This window comes from Bradyrhizobium sp. CER78 (assembly GCF_029846235.1).
GTDB lineage: Bacteria > Pseudomonadota > Alphaproteobacteria > Rhizobiales > Xanthobacteraceae > Bradyrhizobium.
Genome location: NZ_JARVWP010000001.1, coordinates 526,494 through 544,565, shown reverse-complemented (window position 1 = coordinate 544,565; position 18,072 = coordinate 526,494). Strand labels below are relative to the sequence as shown.

Genomic DNA, 18,072 nt, shown 5'->3' with positions numbered 1-18,072 from the left:
GCGATAGCATGACCTATGCGCTCGTTGCCGGCGTGCTGTTCGGGCTGTATTTCAGCCTGGTCGGCATCGGCCTCAATCTCGTGTTCGGCGTCATGCGCATCGTCAACCTTGCGCATGGCGACATCCTGATGCTGGGCGCATTCATTGCGCTGGGCGTGGTCGGCATCGCCGGCATCGACCCGCTGTTCGCGGTGCCGCTGGCCTTCGTGGTGTTCGTGCTGGCGGGCGTGCTGCTGTACTGGGTGCTGGTGCCGCGGCTGCAGGGCTCGGCCAATCCGGAAATGCTGTCGATCATCCTGTTCTTCGGCCTGTCGCAGGTGATCGAAGCTGTCACCACGATCTTCGCCGGCACCAGCGAACGCTCCATCCAGAGCCGGCTGCTCGGCACCGTGTTCACGACCATCAAGGTCAAATGGTTCGGCGGCAAGGCCGGTGGGGCAGGGCCGATCCAGATCTTCGGGCAGGGCTTTCCCGCGCCCTGGGTGATCGCAGCGATCACCAGCCTGATCGCGATCGGGCTGGTCTACCTCTATCTCTACCATACGCGGCTCGGCACCCTGACCCGCGCAGTGATGTCACGCCGTGACGAGGCGCTGGCGACCGGCATCGATGTCGACCGCGTCTCGGCGGCGGCGTTCGGCATCGGGCTCGGAATTGCGGCGGTCGCCGGCGTGTTCGCGCCCTTCATGTTCGGCTCGGTGACGCCGGCGTTCGGCGCCGATGCGACGGTGACGTCGTTTGCCATCGTCGTGCTGGGCTCGCTCGGCAATCCCCTCGGCACCGCGCTCGGCGGTGTCGTCTATGGTCTCTGCTACATGCTGGTGCAGACCTATCTCAGTTCCTGGGCCGATCTTTTGCCCTATGTGTTGTTGATCGTGATCCTGTTGCTGCGCCCGAGCGGTCTGCTCGGAAGGCGGGTGCGCGTTGCATAACGCCTCGAAACACCTGCTGTTCATCCTGGCGCCGCTGGTGGTGGTGTTCGCACTGCTGCCCGGCGTCTATCAAAACCATCTGCTGCTGTTCAACTTCGTGATCTTCCTGATCCTCGCGCAAGGCGTGAACATCATCTATGGCTTCACCGGCTATCTGCCGTTCGGCTATGTCGGCTTCTTCGGCGCCGGCGCCTATGGCTTTGCCATCATGGTGATGCATCTGCAGACCCCGGCGCCGTTGGCGGTGCTGGTCGGCGGCGTGGTCGCGATTTTGCTTGGCCTGTTGCTGACGCCGCTGCTGCGGCTGTCGGGCGCGTATTTCGCGATCGCTAACCTCGCGGCCTCGCTCGCGGTGCTGCACTTCGTCGCCAACCCGGCGCTGGAGGGGATCACCAAGGGGCCCTACGGCGTCTCGCTCACCGGCACCTTCAACCCGACTCATGCTTACTACGCCGCGGTCGTGGTGATGGCGCTGACCGTCGGCGCGGTGGTGTATCTGAAGAACTCGCCATTCGGCCTTGCTTTGCAGGCCGTGCGCGAGGATGCGGTGTCGGCCTCGATGGCCGGCGTCAACATCATCAAGATGCGCGTGATCGCCTGGCTGGCGTCGGCTTTGGTCGCAGGCCTCGCGGGCGGCATCTACGCCTGGTATGTCTCGGTGTTCTATCCTGACAACGTGTTCTCCGGCGAGTTTAGCATCTTCGCGATCGTGTTCGCGCTGTTCGGCGGCGTCGCCACCATCACCGGACCGATCGTCGGCGTGCTCATCCTCTACGGCATCTACAATCTGATCGGCTTCACCACGCCGCAATATTTCCAGCTGATCTATGGCCTGCTGATCATGGGCCTCGTACTGTTCCTGCCCGCAGGCCTGGTGTCGCTGGCAACCCGCAGGGGGTGGCATGTCCCCTGAGAAAACCCCCATCCTCGAGGTCTCGAAGCTGGTCAAGCGCTTCGGCGGCTTCCACGCGCTCGACGGCTTGAGCTTCCACGTCGTGCCGGGCGAGATCCTCGGCCTCGTCGGTCCGAACGGCTCCGGCAAGACCACCGCGATCAACGTGATCTCGGGCCTCTATGCGCCCGATGGCGGCGAGGTCGTGTTCGACGGCGCGTCATCCGGCGGCGTCGCCTCACACAAGCTCGTTCACCGCGGTATCAACCGCACCTTCCAGGTGCCGAAACCATTCCTGTCGCTCACGGTGCGCGAGAACATCCAGGTGGCGCTGGCCTATGGCGGTGCCACCGGCGCGCCGTCGATTGCTGAATTGCTTGCAGAGTACCGGCTGAAGGAGGTCGCCGACCGTCCCGCCGCCGACCTCAACAGCGCGCAGCAGAAGATGCTCGATCTCACCCGCGCGCTCGCGACGCGGCCGCGACTGCTATTGCTCGACGAACTCGCGGCCGGTCTCAACCCGGCGGAGCTCGATTGGATCGCCGGCCGCATCAAGGCGCTGGCCGCGACCGGCATGGCGATCATCGTGGTGGAGCATTTGATGGGCTTCATCGAGCAGATCACCGACCGCGTCATCGTGCTCAATGCGGGCAAGGAGATCTTTGAAGGCACGCTTGCCACCGCGGTGCGCGAGCCGCAGGTGATCGAGGTGTTCCTGGGAGGCGAGCATGCCCACTGATGCAGCTTCGCTTCTCGACGCCAGGGGCGTCGATGCCGGCTACGGCACTATGCAGGTGTTGTGGGGCGTCGATCTCGACGTTCGCCCCGGCGAGACCGTGCTGCTGCTCGGCGCCAACGGCGCGGGCAAGACCACCTTCCTGAAATCGCTGGTCGGCCTGATCGAAGCCCGCAGCGGCCACATCAGGCTCGGCGGCGAGGACATCACCAAAATGCGGTCTTCGGACCGCATGAAGCGCGGCATGACCTACATGTCGGAGCTTGCGGTGTTTCCCGACCTGTCGATCGAGGAGAACATCCGGGTCGGCGCGCAGGCGCTGGGCCATGCCAATCCGGGCGGGCGGGTCGACGAGCTCTACGGCCTGTTTCCGGTGCTGCGCGACAAGCGCCGCGATCCGGCCTCCAGCCTGTCCGGCGGCCAGCGCAAGATGCTCGGCATCGCCAAGGCGCTGTCGGCCGAGCCGAAGCTGCTTGTCATGGACGAGCCCTCGGCCGGGCTGTCGCCGCTGTTCGTCAAGGAGGTGCTGCGCGCGCTGTCGAGCCTGCAGGGCCGCGGACTGGCGCTCCTGATCGCCGAGCAGAATATCGGCTTCCTCGAGATTGCCACCCGCGTGTTCGTGCTGGAAGGCGGACGGATCCGCTTCTCCGGCACGGTTGCCGAGATGAGCGGCAATGAAGAGCTGCACCGCGCCTATTTCGGGCTGAAGTGATAGTGATGCGAGGCTTGGGGCCGGCGCACTGGAAATCGGCCCCGGTTCGCGCGACAATCAGCTGAAGCCATCAAGTGCAAGCCGTGAAGTGAAAACCATGCCGAACAATCCGACACTCGCCTCCCTTGCCGCCGATCTCGCCAGCGGCAAGACCTCTGCCCGCAAGCTCGTTGAGCAATGCATCGCCAGGATCGCCGATCCCGCAGGCGAGGGCCAGCGCACCTTCATCCATGTCGACCGCGACGCCGCGCTCGAAGCCGCCGACGCGATGGACCGGCTGCGCAAGGCCAACGCCGCGCCGTCGCCGTTTGCCGGCATTCCGGTCTCGATCAAGGATCTGTTCGACATCAAGGGGCAGGTGACCCGCGCGGGCTCCCGGGCGCTGGAGGATTCCGCGCCGGCGGAGGCCGATGCGCCGGTCGTGGCGCGGCTCAAGCGCGCCGGATTCATCGTGATCGGCCGTACCAATATGACCGAGTTCGCCTATTCCGGCATCGGCATCAATCCGCATTTCGGCACGCCGAAGAGCGCCTGGAACCGGAGCGTCGGCCATGTGCCCGGCGGCTCGTCCTCGGGCGCAGCGGTCTCGATCGCCGACGGCATGGCGTTCGGCGCGCTCGGCACCGACACCGGCGGCTCCTGCCGGATCCCGGCCGCCTTCAACGGCATCGTCGGCTACAAGCCGACGCAGCGCCGGATTCCGCTCGACGGCGGCGTGCCGCTGTCGTTCACGCTCGACAGCTACGGTCCGCTCGCGAATTCGGTGGCCTGCTGCGCCGCGCTCGATGCGGTGCTGGCTGACGAACCGGTGACGCCGATCGCGCCGCGCCCGGTCAAGGGCATGCGGCTGGCGGTGCCGACCACGGTCGCGCTCGATGATCTCGATGATGCCGTCGCAAAGACCTTCGAGCGCGCGCTGGCTTCGCTGTCGCGCGCCGGCGCCTTGATCGAGCGGATCGAGGTGCCTGAATTGCTCGATGTCGGCGTGATGAACACCAAGGGCGGTTTTTCCGCAGCCGAGAGCTATGCCTGGCACCGCTTCCTGCTCGCGAGCAAGGGCGATATCTACGACCCGCGCGTCGCCGTGCGCATCCAGCGCGGCGAGGGCTTTCTCGCGGCCGACTATATCGACCTCATCAACGCGCGGCGGTCGTTCATCGCCCGCACCGAGGCGCGCATCGCGCCCTACGACGCGCTGGTGCTGCCGACCACCGCGAACCTGCCGCCGACCATCGCCAGCCTCGCCGACGACAAGGCGTTCGCGACTGAGAACCTGCGCGCGCTGCGCAACCCTTCGCTGATCAACGTGCTCGATGGCTGCGCCATCTCGCTGCCCGCGCATCGCGAGGGCGAGGCGCCCGTCGGGCTGATGCTCGCAGCCGCAGGCGGCTCGGATCGCCGCATCTTCGAGCTCGCGGCCGGAATGGAGGCCGTCATCCGTGTTTGATCTCACCTTCAATGTCGACGACAAGGGCGTCGCGACGCCGCTGACGCTCGAAATCCGCCAGGCCGTGATCGCCGGCTGGACCGGCCGCGACCCGGTGGCGCGCGACAAGCACATCGCCGAGCTCGAGGCGCTCGGCATCGCGCGGCCCGCGACGACGCCGATCTATTACCGCTGCTCGGCGCGCCGGCTGACCTTTGCCGACACGATCGAGGTCTGCGGCGAGGATTCGAGCGGCGAGGTCGAGTTCGTGCTGATCGGCTGGCAGGGCCGCATCTTCGTCGGTTGCGGCTCCGACCATACCGACCGCAAGGTCGAGAGCTACAGCGTCACCGTCTCGAAGCAGATGTGCGACAAGCCGGTCGCCTCCGAGCTTTGGGAGCTCGAGGACGTCATCGGCCACTGGGACCAGCTGATCCTGCGCTCCTGGGCCACAATCGGCGGCCAGCGCGTGCTCTACCAGGAAGGCACGCTCGATCACATGCTGCCGGTCAAGGACCTGATCGCCCGCGGCTTCGATGGCGGCAAACTGCCTGACGGCTGCGCCATGTTCGGCGGCACCTTCGCCGCCAAAGGCGGCATCCGCCCCGCCAGCCGGTTCGAGTTCGAGCTGGAAGACCCGGTGCTGAAGCGCAAGATCAGCCATGGATATGATGTGATCACGCTGCCGGTGCGGGGCTGATTTCCTTCCGCGCGTGATCCTGTCGGGGATCGGCCGACACTTTCTCCACCTGTCGTCCCTGCGAAAGCAGCGACCCATAACCACAGGATTTTGTGGTTGGCACGCTGTGGCCGCAGCCTTCTCAAACAATTGCCGACGGTGGCTATGGGTCCCTGCTTTCGCAGGACGACAGCGAGATTGGGGCGCTGGTCGCGGATGCTCGCCGCCAGAAATCGGGTGGCGCGGGCCGCGATCATGGGCGAGATTCCGCCCCATGACAGCAACAGCCAAGACCCTCATTCGCCCCACCTCCGACATCCCGGCCCGCGTCGACGCCCTCGCCTGGGACCAGATCACGGCCGACCTCGACGGGCAGGGTTGCGCCGTCCTGGGCGGCCTGCTGACTCCCGAGGAATGCGACGCCATCGCCGCGCTCTATCCCGACGACAGCCGGTTTCGCAGCAAGGTCGTGATGGGCCGCCACGGCTTCGGCCGCGGCGAGTACAAGTACTTTTCCTATCCGCTGCCGGATTTGATCGCGGAGCTGCGGCCGGCGCTGTATGCGCGGCTCACTGCCACGGCCAATCGCTGGAACCAGACGATGGGAATCGAGATCAGCTATCCCTCGTCGCACGCGGCATTCCTGAAGCGCTGCCACGATGCCGGGCAGACGCGACCGACGCCGTTGCTGCTGCAATACGGCGAGGGCGACTACAACTGCCTGCACCAGGATCTCTATGGCGAGCACGTGTTCCCGATCCAGGTCGCGATCCTGCTGTCGCAGCCGGGGCGTGATTTCACCGGCGGCGAGTTCGTGCTGACCGAGCAGCGGCCGCGGATGCAGTCGCGGCCCGAGGTGGTGCCGCTGACCAAGGGCGATGCGGTGGCCTTTGCCGTGCATCATCGTCCGGTGCAGGGGACGCGCGGGCCGTATCGTGTCAATCTGCGCCACGGCGTCAGCCGGATTCATACCGGTCATCGCCACACCGTTGGTGTGATCTTCCACGACGCGAAGTGAGTGCGAGAGAGGCGTGGCCGCTGACCTTTTCGAGACAATTGGCGATGCACGGCCGCCGCGCGAGATAATCGCGGATGGTGCGGTGCTGCTGCGCGGCTTTGTCCGGCCGTTCGAGGCCGAGCTGATCCCGGCTTTGCGCGTGATCGTCAAGCAGGCGCCGTTCCGGCATCTGATCACGCCGGGCGGCCACCGCATGTCGGTCGCGATGACCAATTGCGGCAACGTCGGCTGGGTCTCCGATCCCAGCGGCTATCGCTATGATCCGATCGATCCTGACTCGGGACGGAACTGGCCTGTCATGCCGGAGGTGTTGCGCAGGCTCGCCGCCGATGCCGCAGATGAAGCGGGCTTCCACGGCTTTGCGCCAGAAGCCTGCCTGATCAATCGCTATGTCCCCGGCGCAAAACTGTCGTTGCATCAGGACAAGGACGAGCTCGATTACAGTGCGCCGATCGTCTCGATTTCGCTCGGGCTGCCGGCGATCTTCCTGTTCGGCGGCTTGAAGCGCAGCGACACGCCGCGCCGCTATCGGCTCGAACATGGCGATGTTGCGGTGTGGGGCGGGCCGTCACGGTTATTTTATCACGGCGTGGCGCCGCTAGCCGATGGCGAGCACAGCGTGCTCGGCCGGCAGCGCATCAATCTGACCTTCCGCAAGGTGCGCTAGCTATTGCGCGGCCGCGGGCCGGTTGCGCCATTTCGGAATAATGGAAATATGCTACTGAGTTGCCCGATGCGTCAAGCGCTTTTTTGAGTGCCGGCGGAACGCCTGCTGCTTTGCATGGGGTTGTTTTCGATATTTTTGGCAGCTCGTACCTTTGCTTCGTCGCGTCAGTCAGGCTAAAGGCCTCCCGCAAATGGCACAGCTGGTCTAGACTTCGCGGATGACCACCAAGGCCGACCGCGCGGTCAACCGCACCGGCGTCTATCTCGCCGTGCTGCAGCTTGTCTTCACGCTGGGCTGGACCACCTACCTGATCTACCTGCCGAAGCTGTGCGCTGAAGTCGGCATCGCGCCATCAACTGTTATCCTGATCCTGATGATGGACCAGGCCATCTTCACCGTCACGGATACGGCGATGGGCATGGCAGCTGATCGGATCTCGATCCTGGTCGGTCGTCTCGGCGTGTTCGTCGGCATTCTCGCCGCGATGTCTTGCGCCGCCTTTGTCGCACTGCCTTACGTCGCCGGCACCGGGCCGGGCGCAAGGGTCTGGCTGATCGTGTTGATCGTGATCTGGGCCGTGACGTCGTCGGCTTTGCGCGCGCCGCCGCTGACGCTGCTCGGCAAGTATCGCGCGCAACCGTCGGTCCCGTTCCTCGCCGCGCTGGCGCTGCTGGGCTACGGCATCGCCGGCGCGCTCTCGCCCTATCTCGCCGTCGTGCTGCGCGATCATGATGCGCGGCTGCCGTTCGTGCTGTCCGGCGCCGTGCTGCTGCTGACTGCGCTGGCCTTCTCAGGGATCGAGCGCCGCGTCGCCGAGGAGGTGCAGCCCGAGCGGCTTGCGCCGCCGGCAAGGCGGCTCGGAACGGTGCCGATGTTCCTGATCGCGTCGATGGTGCTGCTCTCGCTCGGCTATCAGCTACACTTCAACATCAACAGCGCCCCGTTCTATCTTCGCTTCGCCAAGTCAAGCGATCTGCAATGGCTGATGCCGGTGTTCTGGATCGGCTTCAACATTGCGATGTTTCCGGCGAGCATCGTCGTCAAGCATCGCGGCGGCCTGATCGTGATGGGCGCGGCAGGGCTGCTCGGCGCCTTCGCGATTGTTGCGGCGGAGATCGCCGGCAGTCTCAACGTGCTGATCGTGGCGCAGTTCATGGCGGGCGCCGCCTGGGGCTGCATGTTGATGAGCGCGGTGTCGGCCGCGCTCGCGATCGGCGAGACCGGCGCCGAGGGCAAGGTCACCGGCCTCGTGTTCTCGGCGCTGGCGCTTGCGACCTTTGCGCGGATGGCGGCGGTCGCGGGCGGCCTGCAGAAGCTGCCGGACTATGCGCCGCTGGTGCACTGGGCGCCGGTTGCCTGCTGGTCGGTCGCCGGCGCCGGCCTGCTCGTGATCGCCGCGTCGCGGCTGCAACGCGGCGTGAGAGCAGCCTAGTTGTTTCGCGCCGGGTGAATGAACGCCCAGGGCGAGACTTCCGAATCGGTCGGCACTTCCACCGAGATCACATACGGCCCGCCATCGGCCAGCGCCTTCTCCAGCACCGGGCGGAAGTGATCTGGCGAGGTGACGCGCGCGGCGCCGACGGCGAAGGATTCCGCGAGCTTGACGAAGTCGGGATTAACCAGATCGGAGGCGACGACGCGGCCGTCGAAGCGTTCGCGCTGGTCGCGGCGCACATTGCCATAGGCATTGTTGTTGAACACCAGCGTCACGACGCCGATCTTGAACTGTACCGCGGTGGCGAGCTCCTGTACGCCGAACATGAAGCCGCCGTCGCCCGTGATTGCGACCACCGGCTTGTTCGGGTTGGCGACCTTGGCGCCGAGCGCGGTCGGGAAGCCCGAGCCGAGCGTGCCCTGATAGCCCGAGGTGACGAAGGTGCGCGGCTCGTAGATCGGAAAACCGTACCAGGACGCGAAGCCGACCTGCGACAGTTCGTCGGTGACGATGGCGTTGGCCGGCAGCACCTCGCGCAGGATCTTCAGATAGGCCATTTGCGGCTGGATGCGCTGGATCTCCTGCTCGGTGGCCGCGGTCGCCTCGCGGATCGCGGCGCGGCGGCCTGAGGTCTTGCTGTAGCCGGCCTTGCGGACGGCTGCGACGAGGTCGGCGGTGCCGGCCTTGGCGTCGGCGATCACGCCGGCGTCGGCCGGCCAGCGGCGCAGCTCGACCGGATCGATGTCGATACGCACGCATTTGAGCCCGGTCGGCTGATAGGGCCAGCGCGACATCGTCGGCAGCTCCATGCGGGTGCCGATGCCGATCATCAGGTCGGTTTTCGGCCAGAGCTTGTAGGCGGACGCCATGGTGAGGCCGAGCTCATGCGCATTGGAGACGATGCCGCGGCCGCTGCGGAATGCGACGACCGGCGCGTCGATCATCTCGGCCAGTTCGAGGATCTCCTCGCGCGCCTCGATGGCGCCGCTGCCGACGAAGATCATCGGCGCCTTGCTGCCGGCGATCAGATCGGCCGCCGCCTTGATGCGGTCAGGATCGGGCCGCGGCGCCGGCAACGGATCGAACGGCTTGACGGAAGCGACCTGGGTGCGCTGGGTGAACACGTCCCACGGCATTTCCAGCGAGGCGGGGCCGCGGCGGCCCGACATCATCTCCTGGAATGCGCGCGACACCATCGCGGGCGCATTGTCAGGGTATTCGATCCGCTCCGCCCATTTCACGAAAGTGCGCAGCGTCGCGAGCTGATCCGGCATCTCGTGCAGATGGCCGCGACCCTTGCCCAGAAATTGCGTCGGCACCTGGCCGGTCAGGCACAGCACCGGCTCGTTGCAGCCGAATGCGGTCAGCAGCGCGGCCGAGGCGTTGAGCACGCCGGGGCCGGGCACCACGCTGAACACGCCGGGCCTGCCAGAGGAGCGGGCGTAGCCGAACGCCATGTAGCCGCAGGCCTGCTCATGCCGGGCACCGATCACCTTGAGCTGCGCCTGGTGGAACGCGTCGAACAGGCCGTAGATCTGCGCGCCGGGCAGGCCGAACACGGTGTCGACGCCGTGGGCGACGAGGCCGTTGACGATCGCTTCGCCGCCGGATGTTGAGGTCATGGCACTGTCCACTTGCTTGCGGGGTTAGTTAGCTTCGTCGACGACGCCGTTGCGCAGGATGCCGACGCCTTCGGCCTCGACCTCGACGACATCGCCGGGCTTCAGATAGCGCGGCGGATCGAACCGCGCACCTGCGCCGGTCGGGGTGCCCGTGACGATGATGTCGCCGGGAACCAGCGTCGTGAAGGTCGAGATGTAGTTGATGAGGTAGCGGAAGCCGAAGATCAAGCGCGAGGTGCGGTCGTCCTGCCTGACCTCGCCGTTGACCCGCGTGGTTAGGCGGATGTCGGCGATCTGCGCCTCGCTGGTGTAGGGCACGATCCACGGGCCGAGACTGCCGGTGGAATCGAAGTTCTTGCCCTGGGTGACGTTGAACTTGGCGTGGCGCACCCAGTCGCGGATGGTGCCTTCATTGCAGAGCGTGATCGCGGCGATGTGATCGAGCGCGGCGCTCTCGGCAATGTGCCGGCCGGCCTTGCCGATCACCAGCACCAGCTCGCCCTCATAATCGAGCTGCGGCGAGATGCGCGGTCGCACCACCGGCGTGTTGTGGCCGACGAAGGAGCGCGGCACCCGCAGGAACATGCTGGGGTACTTCGGCGCGTCCGAGCCGTCCTTGTACTCGGCATTGCGGTCCGGATAGTTGACGCCGATGCAGATGATCTTGTCCGGCGCCGGGATCGGCGGCTGCCAGGTGACCGCGTCGAGCGCGTGGTCGGGCGATCGCTTGGCAGCGTCCTCGACAAGCCTGGTCAGCGCACCGGCGGCGATCGCTTCGCGCAGGGTCGGATAGTCCTTGGCGAAGCGCGACGAGAGGTCGACGATGCCGGTGTCGGTGACCGCGCCATAGCTGGTGGCGCCGTTGACGGAATAGGTGGCGAGGCGAGGGGCTGACATCGGAAATCCCTTAGTCCGCAACCAGCACGTCGGCGACGAAGCGCGGCTCGCGCACCGCTTGGCCTGCGAAGGTCGAGCCTTCCTCGAACCAGGAGCGCGGCGCCGGCGCGCCCCACAGCGTCTGGCGGCGCGGATCGCGCAACGACCAGCGCAGCGGCTCGTGGTCGTGATCCCCGGTGAAATAGTCGCTGGTGTAGAGCTCGATGCGATGTCCGTCGGGATCGCGGATGTAGAGGAAGAAGGCGTTGGAGATGCCGTGCCGGCCCGGGCCGCGCTCGATATTCTTGAGATAGCCGGAGGAGGCCATCACGTCGCAGAGATGCACGATGTTCATCGCGGTCGGCACCCAATAGGCGATGTGGTGCAGGCGCGGGCCACGGCCGTTGGTGATGGCGAAGTCGTGGACATTGCCCTTGCGGTGCATCCAGGCGGCCGCGATGCGGCCGTTGTCGCCATCCTCCTCGGCATATTCGGTGAGGCGGAAGCCGAGCCGCGCGTAGAAATCGACGGTGTCCTGCACCTCGGCGGCGAACACGTTGAAATGGTCGAGCCGCTGCGGATGGCAGCCCTTGTAGAGATCGTAGCGCCGCAACAGATGCGGACGCTTCTCCATCGTGGCGTAGAGCTCGATCTGGAAGCCGAACGGATCGGTGAATTGCAGCGTGCGGCCCTGGAACGGCTGGTCGACGAAGGCATAGGTGATGCCGTTCTCGGAACAGAAGGCGGCGGCCTTGTCGAGGTCGCCGTCATTGCCGACCTTGAAGCCGAGCCGGTTGCAGGCGGCCTTCGCCGCCTTGCGCAGCACCACCGAGTGATGCTGGTGCTCCTCGCTGGCGCGCAGATACACCGACTTGTCGTCGCGGTCCTCGATGTGGAGGCCGACCGTCTTCTCGTAGAAGGTGGCGCTCTTGTCGAGATCCGTGACATCGAGCACGGCGTGGCTGCAGCGGATGATGTTGAACGGCGGATCGAAAACGTGCGTCGGAACGGGCATCGGTGTTTCCTCAGATTTGTTATCCGTCATTCCGGGTCGATGCGCAGCATCGAACCCGGAATCTCGAGGTTCCGGGTTCGCTGCGCGCCCCGGAACGACGGCTTCAAATTCCCAGTTTCTGAATCTTGTGCGTCCCGCGCGCGAGCGAGACGTGCTTGGTTTCCATGTAGAAGTCGAATGAGTAGTCGCCGCCGTCCCGGCCGATGCCTGACGACTTCATGCCGCCGAACGGGGTCGGCAGATGGCGGACGTTTTCCGAGTTGAGCCAGATCATGCCGGCTTCCAGCGCATCCGCGACGCGCAGCGCGCGGCCCATCTCGCCGGTCCAGACATAGCCGGTCAGGCCATATTGCACGCCATTGGCGATCTCGATGGCGTCAGCTTCGTCCCTGAACGGGATCACAGTCAGGAACGGGCCGAACACCTCTTCCTGCGCGACGCGCATGTTTGCGTTGGCGCCGGTGACCAGCGTCGGCTGCACATAGTGGCCGCCGCCGGGACCGTCATGCGGCTTGCCGCCGACTGCGATCGTGGCGCCGTCCTTTTTTGCGACGTCGAAATAGCTGCAGACCTTGGCGAGGTGCCGCTCATGGATCAGCGGCCCGATCTCGGTTGCGGGATCGAGCGGGTGACCGACCTTAAGCGCCCTGACGCGCGCGGTCAGCTTATCGATGAACGTGCCGGCAATGCTCTCCTGAACCAGCAGCCGGCTCGACGACGTGCAGCGCTCGCCATTGAGCGAGTAGATCATGAACACGACGGCATCGAGCGCGCGGTCGAGATCGGCGTCGTCGAACACGATCACCGGGTTCTTGCCGCCGAGCTCGAAATGCACCCGCTTCAGGGTCGGTGCGCCCTGCGCCATGATCGCCGATCCGGTCGAACTCTCACCGACGAAGCCGATCGCCTTGATGGCGGGGTGCTCGGTCAGCGCCTTGCCGGCCTCTTCGCCGAAGCCGTGCACGGTGTTGAGCACGCCGTCGGGAAGCCCGGCCTGCTTGGCGAGCTTGACCAGCATGTCGGCGGTCACCGGCGACCATTCCGCCGGCTTGTGCACGACGGTGCAGCCGGCGGCCAGCGCCGGCGCGATCTTCCAGGTCGAGAGCATGAACGGCGTGTTCCACGGCGTGATCACGCCGACCGGCCCGATCGGCACGCGGGTCGAGATGTTCCAATGCTCGTCCGAAGGCGTGTTGAGACCGTCGCGGGCTTCGCCGCATTTGTCGGCGAAGAAGCGGAAATTCTCCGCGGCGCGGATCGCGGCCTTGGCCATGAAGCGGTGCGCCTGGCCGGTGTCGATGCATTCGAGCACGGCGATGTCGTCGGCGCGCTCCTCGATCGCATCGGCGACACGATGCAAGAGCTTGCGGCGCTGCGCCGCCGGCATGTCGCGCCAGGCCTTGAAGGCCTTCGCCGCGGCCGTTGCGGCGCGGTCGATATCCTCGGCATTGCCGCGCGCCACCGTCGCCAGCACCGTGCCGTCGACCGGCGATTTGGTCTCGAAGGTCTGGCCGGAGGCTGCCGGCACGACCTTGCCGTCGATCACATTGCCGATGCCTTCGGCCTTCAACTTCGCGAGCAGGGGACCGGCGCGATCGCGGTTGGCCTGGAATACGTCGGCTGATGATTTCGCTGTCGCTTTATCCATTGACCGTCTCCACCTTCAGTGCGTCGTGGATGTTGTTGCGTTTCCAGCTGGTTTCTTTGTCGTTGATCTGCATGTCGAACGACAGAGCGAACTTGCTGTTGGCGAATACCGGATCGAGATGGGCCGATAGCGCCTTGAAGATATGCTCCCCGGCCTTCTTGCGGGTGGCGAGGTCGCGGCCCTCGCCGAGCCGCAGCACCATGTCGAGGAACCCGTAAGTCTTGCGGCCGTCGGCGATCGCGTAATGCTCGCACCTGACGGCGCGGACGCGGATGCCGCCGAGCGGGAAGATGCCGGTCTCGACCGCGGCCTTGCGGACCAGCTCGACCGTCGCGCCCATGTCGACGAGATCGTCGAGATTGGCGGAATATTCAATCGTGAAATGCGGCATGCAGCGCTCCTGCTGAGTGCGTCAGGCGAAGTAGCAGCTCACGGAACCGTACGGTCCGTAGTCGGCCTGGATGGTGTCGCCTTTGCGGGTCTCGATCGGACGGATGAAGGAGCCCGCCAGCACCACCTGACCGGCCTCCAGCGCAAGCCCGTTCGGCGCGATCTTGTTGGCGAGCCACGCCACCGCCGTCGCCGGATGATTCAACACGCCGGCGGCGAGACCGGTTTCCTCGAGCTGGCCGTTGCGGAAGCACAGCGCGCCGATCCAGCGCAGATCGGCCTCCAGTGGACGGATCGGCCGGCCGCCGAGCACGATGCCGGCATTGGCGGCGTTGTCGGCGATGGTGTCGAAGATCTTGCGCGTCGCCTTGGTCTCGGGATCGACGCGCTCGACCCGCGTATCCAGAATCTCCAGCGCCGGCACCACGAAGTCGGTGGCGTTGAGCACGTCGAACAGCGTGCAGTTCGGCCCCGCAAGGCGATGCTTCATCACGAAGGCGAGCTCGGCCTCGACGCGGGTTGCAATGAAGCGGTCGGTCGGGACCAGGCCGCCATCGGCAAAGAACATGTCGTCGAGCAGGATGCCGGAGTCAGGCTCGTCGATATTGAGCGCGCTCTGCATCGCCTTCGAGGTCAGGCCGATCTTGTGGCCCTTGACGACGCGCCCCTGCGCCACCTTCATCTCGACCCAGGCCTTCTGAATCGCGTAGGCGTCTTCGAGGGTGATGCGGGGGTATTCCAGCGAGAGCTGGCGGATTTGTTTGCGGGTCTTTTCCGCATTGTCGAGCCGCTCGGCGGCAGCGCGGATATCGTCCTTGGAGAGGGCCATGCGTGCTACACAAAAAGTGGATGTCGGGAGATGATTAACATGTTAAGTTCTTTCCCGCAAACTGAATCAGGGCATGCTGCAATGCAAAAGTTTTTTTGCCATGATGCATGATCCGGAAAAGTGGGCACCGGTTTTCCGATCAGGATCATGCTCGAACAGGGAGATAGATCGTGATGGCGGCTCGAAGAGCCACCATCACGATCGGGATTAAGTGATGGCGCGCAAGAAGCTGGACGAGATCCGACCGGAGCAGGGTGACGACGCGGCGGCGCGGCGCACCCCGATGCGCGAATTCTCGCGCTCGCTGCCGATGTCGCTGCTCCGTGCGCGCGAAGCGGTGATGCGGCAATTCCGTCCGTCGCTGCGCAATCACGGGCTGACCGAGCAACAGTGGCGAATCCTGCGTGCGCTCACCGCAGTCGACGAGATCGAGGTCACCGAGCTTGCCCGCGTCGCGTTCCTGCTCGGCCCGAGCCTGTCGCGCATCCTGCGCGATCTCGAGGGGCGTGCGTTGATCGAGCGCAAGGCGGCGGAGAACGACGCGCGCCGTGCGGTGGTTTCGATCTCCGCCAAGGGCTTGAAGCTGATCGAGGCGGTGGCCCCGACGTCGGAGGCGATCTACGCCGAGATCACACGACGATATGGCGCGCGCAAGCTTGCCGAGCTGCACGAAATGTTGGGTGTGCTGGAGGCAAGCCTCGCCGGAATGGGCTCGGCCGAGGACGCAGAAGTCGAGGCTGACGAGTAGCGTCAGGCCATGTAGGGCACGCGCGAAATCACGTTGATGGCGCGGAATTCGGTGATCCAGCCCGCGACCTTCGAGTGCGACCACTCGATATGCCGGCGTAGGATCTCGGCCGCCGCATCGCCGTCGCGGGCACGCAAGGCTTCGATGATCACCAGATGCTCGTCCATGAAGGAATCGATCTGCGGCGCGGTCAGCGCCACCTGAATGTGCTTGCCGATCACGAATGCGCAATGGGTGCGCTTGAGCGCTTCGATCATCTCGCGATTGACGCCGTAGCCCAGGCAGCGGATGTGCAGGTCGCCCTCGATCTCGTCGAGCTCGCCGACGCCGACGCGGCTGCGGAATTGAATCCCCTCGCGCAGCCGCTCCGCCATCTGGTCGAGCAGTGCGGTGGGAATCTTCGCCGTCGCGGATTTGAGCAGCAGCGGCTCGAGCGTTGCGCGCACCTCGAAGATGTCGCGCAGGCGATCCTCATCCAGCGGCACCACGTACCAATGCGCCTTGGCGCCTTTCTCCAGGATTCCGATCGCCTGCGCGCGCAGCAGCAGATTGCGCGCCACCGTGCGTCCGACCCGGAAATGCCGCGCCAGTGCCAGCTCGCTGACGCGGAAGCGTCCGAACAGCGAGCGGTAGATGATCTCGCGTTCGAGCTTGTAATAGAGCGCGTCCCAGGCATCGCTGCGCACCGCATCGACGGGGCCGTCGGTCAGTCCGAACATTTCCGGTGTGATCGGAACGCGTCGTGGTTCGACCTTGCGCTTGCCGGCGATGACGCCGCGGCCGTCGAACCGGCGCACCAGGCCGACGTGCTCCAGCTGTTCGAAGGCCTGCCGCACCGGGGAGCGGCTGGAGCCGAACAAGGTCGCGATCGCCGATTCGGAAAGCACCGTGCCCGGAGGCACGTCACCCGCCCGGATGTGCTTTGCCAATGCGCTCTTGATCAGCGCGTAGGCCGGTTGTTTCCGTCTGGTCTGCGATTTCGCTCTTGGAATCGACATCGATGGCTGCCCGCCGGTCACATTATCACGTGATCGCGTCATGGTCGCTCGTAGCAGGCATTTACGCACCGTTACCAGCGAACTTTTGGCTATTGCGTGCAATGTGCAATCATGTTTAGCTACGGCAAACGCCGGCCGCTGTTGCGCGTCTTGTGCCCTGCAGCGGCGCTCACGTTTGTTCGTCGCGCCGCTCGATGGCTGCGGATTGGGCAACAGATCGACGCGTCAGCTCGTCGCAACGCAGCCGACATCAAGTTCGGCGGATGACAGGGAGGATTGAATGAAACTGACGAGGCGTGAGTTTTCCGCCGGCTTGGCGGCAGGTCTCGCTGCTCCTGCGCTGGTGCGCAGCGCCTGGGCGCAGGGAGCGACCATCAAGATCGGCATGTGCGTGCCGGTGACCGGGCCGGCCGCGGAGCAGGGCCTGTGGGCCCAGAACGGCGCCAAGCTGGCGCTGGCCGCGGTCAACAAGGCCGGCGGCGTGCTGGGCAAGCAGGTCGAGCTCGTCATCGAGGACGACCAGACCACCAATCCGGGCATCGTGCTGGCGTTCTCCAAGCTTGCCGCGCAATCCGACATCGTCGCCTTCCTCGGCTCGATCCGCTCGACCCAGGTGCAGGCGATGGCGCCCGACGTGATCAAGGTCGGCAAGCCTGTCATGATCGGCGGCACCAATCCCGATCTCACCCATTCCGGCAATCCGTGGCTGTTCCGCTTCCGCCCGAACGACAATTATTCCGGCCGCGTGATCGCCGATTTCGGCGTCAATACGCTCGGCAAGAAGAAATGGGCGATCGTGCATTCCACCGATGCCTTCGGCACCGCGGGCGGCAAGGCGCTCACCGAGGCGCTGACCAAGCTCGGCGCGCCGCCGGTGCTCGACCAGGGCTACGCCAACCAGAGCCAGGACTTCACCCCGGTCGTGCTGGCCGTGAAGCAGTCCGGGGCCGACGTGCTCGGCACCTACTTCACCTTCGAGAACGATCTCGGCATCTTTGCCCGGCAGCTCCGCCAGCTCGGCGTCAACATCCCCTGGGTCGGCTCGCCCTCAGTGGTGGCGGTCTCCTCGACCAAGCTCGCCGGCCCGGCGCTGTTCGGCACCTACGGGGTCGCCGACTTCGCCGAAGATTCGAGCGATGCTGCGAAGGCGTTCGGCAAGGCCTATCGCGATGCCTACAAGACCGCGCCCGACAACCAGAGCGCCTGGCCGTATGACGCGATCACCATTCTGTCGGCGGCGATCAACAAGGCCGGCTCGACCGATCCGAACAAGATCCGCGACGCCATCCTGGCGACGCAGAAATTCGCCGGCGCGGAAGGCGAGTATAACTTCGACAAGAACGGTGACGGTCTGCACGGCTACAATGTCGTGAAGAACGACAAGGGCAAGATCGTCTACGACAAGCACATCGACTTCAACGATTGATCGCGGCTCGGCCTCGCCGCCCG

Annotated in this window: 18 protein-coding genes; 11 read left to right on the top strand and 7 right to left on the bottom strand. The window is 65.5% G+C overall.

Features of this window, described 5'->3' with window-relative positions; genetic code table 11:
* The first annotated feature begins 8 nt into the window (after positions 1-8).
* The 9 genes from QDT69_RS02350 (at position 9) to QDT69_RS02310 (ending at position 8,494) form a co-directional block, all read left to right on the top strand.
* The gene (locus QDT69_RS02350; RefSeq protein ID WP_074129057.1) at positions 9-932 is read left to right on the top strand and encodes a branched-chain amino acid ABC transporter permease; all 924 of its coding nucleotides are present in this window, start codon (positions 9-11) and stop codon (positions 930-932) included.
* Complete coding sequence (locus tag QDT69_RS02345) at positions 925-1,845, top strand: branched-chain amino acid ABC transporter permease (protein WP_279705039.1); 921 nt, start codon at positions 925-927, stop codon at positions 1,843-1,845. Before QDT69_RS02350 ends, QDT69_RS02345 begins: the two co-directional genes overlap by 8 nt.
* Positions 1,835-2,563 carry an ABC transporter ATP-binding protein gene (locus QDT69_RS02340; protein WP_279705038.1) on the top strand — a complete coding sequence of 243 codons (729 nt, stop codon included), beginning with the start codon at positions 1,835-1,837 and terminating at the stop codon, positions 2,561-2,563. The genes QDT69_RS02345 and QDT69_RS02340 overlap by 11 nt, the downstream gene beginning before the upstream one ends.
* Positions 2,553-3,272, top strand: a complete 720-nt coding sequence (locus tag QDT69_RS02335; RefSeq protein ID WP_279705037.1) for an ABC transporter ATP-binding protein — start codon at positions 2,553-2,555, stop codon at positions 3,270-3,272. Before QDT69_RS02340 ends, QDT69_RS02335 begins: the two co-directional genes overlap by 11 nt.
* Positions 3,273-3,369: 97 nt before the next feature.
* Complete coding sequence (locus QDT69_RS02330; RefSeq protein WP_279705036.1) at positions 3,370-4,719, top strand: amidase; 1,350 nt, start codon at positions 3,370-3,372, stop codon at positions 4,717-4,719.
* Positions 4,712-5,398: a DUF2848 domain-containing protein gene (locus tag QDT69_RS02325; protein WP_279705035.1), complete on the top strand. Its 687-nt coding sequence runs from the start codon at positions 4,712-4,714 to the stop codon at positions 5,396-5,398. The genes QDT69_RS02330 and QDT69_RS02325 overlap by 8 nt, the downstream gene beginning before the upstream one ends.
* 253 nt (positions 5,399-5,651) lie before the next feature.
* Positions 5,652-6,395, top strand: a complete 744-nt coding sequence (locus QDT69_RS02320) for a 2OG-Fe(II) oxygenase (protein ID WP_279705034.1) — start codon at positions 5,652-5,654, stop codon at positions 6,393-6,395.
* A gap of 13 nt (positions 6,396-6,408) precedes the next feature.
* A complete protein-coding gene (gene alkB / locus QDT69_RS02315) occupies positions 6,409-7,062 on the top strand; it encodes a DNA oxidative demethylase AlkB (RefSeq protein ID WP_279705033.1) in 654 nt (217 codons plus the stop codon).
* Between the two features lie 217 nt (positions 7,063-7,279).
* The gene (locus QDT69_RS02310) at positions 7,280-8,494 is read left to right on the top strand and encodes an MFS transporter (protein WP_279705032.1); all 1,215 of its coding nucleotides are present in this window, start codon (positions 7,280-7,282) and stop codon (positions 8,492-8,494) included.
* On the opposite strand, the gene QDT69_RS02305 is transcribed toward QDT69_RS02310, so the two are convergent.
* From QDT69_RS02305 to hpaH, 6 genes are all read right to left on the bottom strand, one after another.
* Positions 8,491-10,119: a thiamine pyrophosphate-dependent enzyme gene (locus QDT69_RS02305; RefSeq protein WP_279705031.1), complete on the bottom strand. Its 1,629-nt coding sequence runs from the start codon at positions 10,117-10,119 to the stop codon at positions 8,491-8,493. The two genes, QDT69_RS02310 and QDT69_RS02305, sit on opposite strands and share 4 nt — an antisense overlap.
* 24 nt (positions 10,120-10,143) lie before the next feature.
* Positions 10,144-11,016, bottom strand: coding sequence for a fumarylacetoacetate hydrolase family protein (locus QDT69_RS02300; protein ID WP_279705030.1), 873 nt, complete (start codon positions 11,014-11,016; stop codon positions 10,144-10,146).
* Positions 11,017-11,026: 10 nt separating this feature from the next.
* The gene (gene hpaD / locus QDT69_RS02295; RefSeq protein WP_279705029.1) at positions 11,027-12,010 is read right to left on the bottom strand and encodes a 3,4-dihydroxyphenylacetate 2,3-dioxygenase; all 984 of its coding nucleotides are present in this window, start codon (positions 12,008-12,010) and stop codon (positions 11,027-11,029) included.
* Between the two features lie 103 nt (positions 12,011-12,113).
* A complete protein-coding gene (hpaE, locus tag QDT69_RS02290; protein WP_279705028.1) occupies positions 12,114-13,658 on the bottom strand; it encodes a 5-carboxymethyl-2-hydroxymuconate semialdehyde dehydrogenase in 1,545 nt (514 codons plus the stop codon).
* Positions 13,651-14,049, bottom strand: a complete 399-nt coding sequence (locus QDT69_RS02285; RefSeq protein WP_279705027.1) for a 5-carboxymethyl-2-hydroxymuconate Delta-isomerase — start codon at positions 14,047-14,049, stop codon at positions 13,651-13,653. The genes hpaE and QDT69_RS02285 overlap by 8 nt, the downstream gene beginning before the upstream one ends.
* 21 nt (positions 14,050-14,070) lie before the next feature.
* Complete coding sequence (gene hpaH / locus QDT69_RS02280; RefSeq protein ID WP_279705026.1) at positions 14,071-14,877, bottom strand: 2-oxo-hept-4-ene-1,7-dioate hydratase; 807 nt, start codon at positions 14,875-14,877, stop codon at positions 14,071-14,073.
* Between the two features lie 214 nt (positions 14,878-15,091).
* Between hpaH and hpaR the strand changes: the two genes are divergently transcribed.
* Positions 15,092-15,625 (top strand): homoprotocatechuate degradation operon regulator HpaR, encoded by a 534-nt coding sequence (hpaR, locus tag QDT69_RS02275; protein WP_279705025.1) that lies wholly within the window; start codon positions 15,092-15,094, stop codon positions 15,623-15,625.
* Positions 15,626-15,627: 2 nt separating this feature from the next.
* On the opposite strand, the gene QDT69_RS02270 is transcribed toward hpaR, so the two are convergent.
* Entirely contained in the window at positions 15,628-16,665 is a 1,038-nt protein-coding gene (locus tag QDT69_RS02270; RefSeq protein WP_279705024.1) for a GntR family transcriptional regulator, read from the bottom strand.
* Positions 16,666-16,903: 238 nt separating this feature from the next.
* Here QDT69_RS02270 and QDT69_RS02265 point away from each other — a divergent pair, with 238 nt between their 5' ends.
* Entirely contained in the window at positions 16,904-18,049 is a 1,146-nt protein-coding gene (locus tag QDT69_RS02265; RefSeq protein ID WP_279705023.1) for an ABC transporter substrate-binding protein, read from the top strand.
* Positions 18,050-18,072 lie beyond the last annotated feature (23 nt).